The following is a 5086-nucleotide window of genomic DNA, read 5'->3' on the forward strand; positions in this document are numbered from 1 at the left end:
ATAGATTTACTGGACAACGAGGAACTAGCCCCTATTGCCGTAGACGCCCTGGCAAAGACCTTGTTAGTGTTTGATGCCTATCATGACGTTATCGAAAAATCCAAAACGAATAACTTTGCCAAGCAGGTAGTGGATGCCTGGGCAGAGGGCACCTGGTTTACCCGTCGCGAAGCATTACCTGAATCAGTCACCGTTACCGTATTAAAAGTACCGGGTGAAACCAACACCGATGATTTATCGCCGGCGTCGGAAGCCTGGAGTCGCCCGGACATTCCATTGCATGCCAAGAGTATGCTGGTGAGCAAAATGCCGGAAGCACTGGGCATGATTGAAGAGTTACGTGGCAAAGGCCATCCACTTGCTTATGTGGGCGATGTGGTCGGTACCGGTTCATCGCGGAAGTCGGCCATTAATTCCGTATTGTGGCATATGGGTGAAGACATTCCCTTTGTACCCAACAAGCGCCAGGGAGGCGTTGTATTAGGTGGTCAAATCGCGCCGATCTTTTTTAATACGGCGGAAGATTCCGGTGCCTTACCTATTGAATGTGATGTCACCAAAATGAATTCCGGTGATGTCATTACTATTAAGCCTTACGAAGGTGTGATTCTTAATGAAAGTGGCGAGCAAATCAGTGCTTTCAATTTAACGCCTTCAACCATGCCCGACGAAGTACGTGCCGGTGGTCGTATTCCCTTAATCATTGGCCGCTCTTTGACGGACAAAACCCGCGAAGCACTGGACCTGGAACCTTCTGATTTGTTCCTGCGTCCTGTCGCGCCTGAAGATACCGGCAAGGGATTTACCCTGGCGCAAAAAATGGTGGGTAAAGCGTGTGGGGTAGATGGAATACGCCCTGGTACCTATTGCGAACCGCGCATGACTACCGTGGGTTCACAGGATACCACTGGTGCTATGACCCGGGATGAATTGAAGGAGCTGGCGTGTCTGGGTTTTTCCGCAGACCTGGTGATGCAAAGTTTCTGTCACACTGCCGCTTATCCCAAGCCGGTGGATATCAAGTTGCAACATGATTTACCGGAGTTCATTCAAACCCGCGGTGGTGTTTCCTTGCGCCCTGGCGATGGCGTAATCCACTCCTGGTTAAACCGTATGTTGTTACCTGATACTGTGGGTACCGGTGGTGATTCCCATACCCGTTTTCCTATCGGCATCAGCTTTCCCGCCGGTTCAGGCCTGGTGGCGTTTGCCGCGGCGTTGGGCGTGATGCCCCTGGATATGCCTGAGTCGGTATTAGTGCGATTTAAAGGTGAAATGCAACCGGGGATTACCTTACGTGACCTGGTTAATGCTATTCCCTACGTGGCGATTCAAAAAGGCCTATTAACCATCGCCAAGGAAAACAAGAAAAATGTTTTCTCGGGTCGTATTCTGGAAATTGAAGGCCTGCCCAATTTAAAAGTGGAGCAGGCATTTGAGTTATCCGATGCGTCCGCGGAACGTTCGGCGGGTGGTTGTACGGTGCGCTTAAACAAGGAACCCATTGCTGAGTATCTGAAATCCAATATTACCTTGTTGAAATGGATGATCGCCATGGGTTATGGCGATGAGCGAACTATCCAACGTCGTATCAATGGTATGGAAGCATGGTTGGATAATCCAACATTAATGGAAGCCGATCCTGATGCGGAATACGCAGAGATCATCGAAATTGATTTAAATGAAATTAAAGAGCCCCTGTTGGCGTGCCCCAATGATCCCGATGACATTAAATCCCTGTCGGAAGTGCAGGGCGAGAAAATTGATGAAGTGTTTATCGGTTCCTGTATGACGAATATCGGCCACTATCGTGCGGCGGGTAAAGTGCTGGAGCAGGCATCCGGGAATATTCCCACCAAGCTATGGATAGCACCGCCCACCAGGATGGATCAACATCAACTGACGGAAGAAGGCTATTACAGCACCTTTGGCAAGGTAGGCGCACGAACCGAAATGCCGGGATGTTCTTTATGCATGGGTAACCAGGCTCGTGTGGCGGACAACGCAACAGTAGTTTCCACGTCGACACGAAACTTTCCTAACCGCTTAGGTAAAGGTGCCAATGTCTATCTCTCATCAGCTGAATTGGCCGCGGTATCTGCCGCGTTTGGGCATTTACCAACAGTTAAAGAGTACATGGATGCTGTGAAACACATCGAACCACTGGCAGCGGATGTTTATCGTTACCTCAACTTTAATGAATTGCCGGATTATCAGGATATTGCGGATACTGTGGTGCCAGTGAAAATAACAGCAGCCTGATTTTATTGCTTTATACAGAAGTTCTTTTCTACAGAACTAAAAAGGGAAGCATAAGCTTCCCTTTTTTTTATAAATCACTAAGCTTGTTCTGGTTAATGCAACACCCTGGAAGCATTCTCATCAACCAGTTTTTGTGCGGCATTCAATACCGCTTTGCGGTTAAACAGTAATTGCCAGCGAGTACCGCCGCACTGTCGCCATAACACGGCAGAACGAACAGCTGCTAACAGCAGGGCGCGAATTTTGTTGGCATTATTCGGATTGGATATATGATTGTGTTCCCCGTTGACGATAATTCGCGGATTTAATGTGCTGATCGTTTGCGTATAAATATCCGCAAGGTTGGCGATAACATTGTCATGGGTGATTCCAAAATGATCCAGTTGTGCTGTGGCTTTTTCAACGCCTTCGGTAATGATGTCTAGCAGGTCTTTCCGTTTAATTAGTTTCCGCTCCAGCACCATTACGCCAATACTGTATTTGGTGACTTCAATATCTTTAGCACGGTCAGAAGAGCTTTCGGGTTTATTGGGTCCCAATTGTGCCAACAGCGTGCGAGCGCCAAATAACACGTTGGCCGAGTTGTCGTAGATGTCTTCCGGGCTGGCACTATCAAGTTTAAAAATACTTTTTATGCTCGCTTCGAAAGGTGCCTGGTCGCACATACCGGTGCGTGCGACTTGTTGCACTAATCGTGTGGCCTGGTAGATGCCGCAAAGTGCGATGGTTTTATCTCGAACTGTGTACTGCAATGTATCCTCCGAAACTCGCTATGTTGACCGCTAATATAATGTGTTCAGCTCAGGAATTGAAGGCTTTATCGATCACTCCACCGCCTAAACATTCATCATCCGAATAAAATACCACGGACTGGCCTGGGGTGACCGCTCGCTGGGGTTCATCAAATGTCACTGTGCAGTTTAGTTCGTCCAGTTCAATAATGGTGCAGGATTGATCGTTTTGTCGATATCGGGTTTTAGCGCAACATTTATAGGGTAACTTTGATGGTATGTCCGCAATCCAGTGTACATTTGTTGCTGCCAGGGTATTGGTAAACAGGCGAGGGTGATCATGGCCTTGCGCAACGATCAGGATATTGTCATCGAGGTTTTTCTCCACGACATACCATGGTTGACCATCTCCCTGTTTGGATCCACCGATTTTTAAGCCCTGGCGCTGGCCCAGTGTGTAATACATTAAGCCATCATGTTCGCCGATAACTTCATTATCAACGGTTCGTATTTCTCCAGGTTGCGCAGGCAGGTACTTGCTTAAAAATTCTTTAAATTTACGTTCGCCAATGAAACAGATTCCCGTGCTGTCTTTTTTAGCAAAATTGGCAAATCCGGCCTGTTCGGCCAGTGCTCTGACCTCTGGTTTGGTCAATGCGCCTAAAGGGAAGAGTGATTTACTCAATTGGTACTGGTTCAATTGGTGCAGGAAATAGGTTTGGTCCTTGTTGGTATCCACCGCCTTTAATAATCGGAACATTCCGTCACGATATTCACAACGTGCATAGTGACCTGTCGCGATATGATCGGCTCCAAGTTCTGTAGCGTGTTCCAGAAAGGTTTTGAATTTGATTTCCTTGTTGCAAAGAATATCAGGATTGGGAGTGCGTCCTTTCTTGTACTCTTCCAGAAAATACTGGAATACCTTTTCCCAGTATTCGCCAGAAAAATTACGGGTTAATAACGGTATATCGAGTTTTTTCGCGATCTTGCCGGCATCATCGAGATCTTCAGCCGCTGAACAAAACTCGTCATCGTCTTCCTCCCAGTTCTTCATGAAGATGCCCTGCAGCTGGTAACCTTGTTGTTTCAGCAATAATGCAGCGACCGAAGAATCAACGCCCCCGGAAAGACCAATCACAATGTTTTCTATAGTGGATTCGTTTGACATGGCGTTATGATAACAAATTAGCGCTTTCGACTGGAGCGTTTGTGACGAGGTCTTTCGCTGTTTCGCAATAATCGTTCAGGATGCTTTATGTCAGGCATAGTGGATAATGTTTCGATTACTTGCTCATCAGGTACTTGCTGATATTGACCCGGTTGCAGGTCGCCAAGCTCCCAGGGGCCGATTGCGACGCGAATCAAGCGTAAGGTGGGGTAACCTACAGCAGCGGTCATGCGCCGCACCTGCCGATTGCGGCCTTCGTTAATGCTGAGTTCAATCCAGGAAGTTGGTATGGCTTTACGTTCACGTATGGGAGGATTGCGCGTCCATACGCCAGGGTCATCAATAATAGTTGCTGTTGCAGGGGCAGTTAAGCCATCTTTTAGCTCGACACCTTTTCTCAGGGAATCGATCGCGTTGTCATTAATATCGCCTTCCACTTGTGCCCAGTAGGTTTTCTTCAGTTTAAACGCGGGGCTGGCAATCAGGTTCTGCAATTTTCCGTGATCTGTTAGCAGTAACAATCCTTCGCTATCACGATCCAGTCGCCCGGCCGGATACACATTTTTAATGGAAATATAATCCGCCAGTGTTTCGCGATTCTCCTGGTCGGTAAACTGAGTGAGGACGTTGAATGGTTTGTTAAACAGGACGAGCATGGCGATGCTGTCAGAAGAAGCTACCTGATATTAGTCCTGGAGTATCTCTGGCGAATCGCCGGTCAGGGTTTTCAGGAATTCCACAATGGCATCGAGCTCTTCTGGAGTTAACACTTTATTAGTTTGTGTTTTTGCCATAATCTTCACGGCCTCTTTTAATGTTTTCGCCGAACCATTGTGGAAATAGGGCGCAGTGAGTTCAATATTTCTCAACGGTGGAACTCGCCACATATATTTCTCGGAAGGATCTTTGGAAAACTCATGGC

General features: G+C 47.5%; 5 protein-coding genes. 1 reads left to right on the forward strand and 4 read right to left on the reverse strand.

What is annotated here, in order from left to right; all coding sequences use genetic code 11:
• On the forward strand, nt 1-2262 hold a 2262-nt coding region (gene acnB, locus ACWVCM_RS06480; RefSeq protein WP_455200911.1), incomplete at its 5' end, for a bifunctional aconitate hydratase 2/2-methylisocitrate dehydratase.
• Nucleotides 2263-2354: 92 nt separating this feature from the next.
• Here acnB and hflD read toward each other — a convergent pair.
• The 4 genes from hflD to ACWVCM_RS06500 all read right to left on the reverse strand — a co-directional run.
• The gene (gene hflD / locus ACWVCM_RS06485; protein WP_455200912.1) at nt 2355-3014 is read right to left on the reverse strand and encodes a high frequency lysogenization protein HflD; all 660 of its coding nucleotides are present in this window, start codon (nt 3012-3014) and stop codon (nt 2355-2357) included.
• Between the two features lie 49 nt (nt 3015-3063).
• Nucleotides 3064-4164, reverse strand: coding sequence for a tRNA 2-thiouridine(34) synthase MnmA (gene mnmA / locus ACWVCM_RS06490; protein WP_455200913.1), 1101 nt, complete (start codon nt 4162-4164; stop codon nt 3064-3066).
• A gap of 17 nt (nt 4165-4181) precedes the next feature.
• Nucleotides 4182-4820, reverse strand: coding sequence for a pseudouridine synthase (locus ACWVCM_RS06495; protein ID WP_455200914.1), 639 nt, complete (start codon nt 4818-4820; stop codon nt 4182-4184).
• 30 nt (nt 4821-4850) lie between these two features.
• On the reverse strand, nt 4851-5086 hold a 236-nt coding region (locus tag ACWVCM_RS06500), incomplete at its 5' end, for a c-type cytochrome (RefSeq protein ID WP_455200915.1).

This window comes from Kaarinaea lacus (assembly GCF_975902315.1).

Excerpts from the sequence above, each read along its gene's own strand:
- ACWVCM_RS06495 (WP_455200914.1), bottom strand. The coding sequence starts at position 4,820 with ATGCTCGTCCTGTTTAACAAACCATTCAACGTCCTCACTCAGTTTACC.
- mnmA (WP_455200913.1), bottom strand. The coding sequence starts at position 4,164 with ATGTCAAACGAATCCACTATAGAAAACATTGTGATTGGTCTTTCCGGG.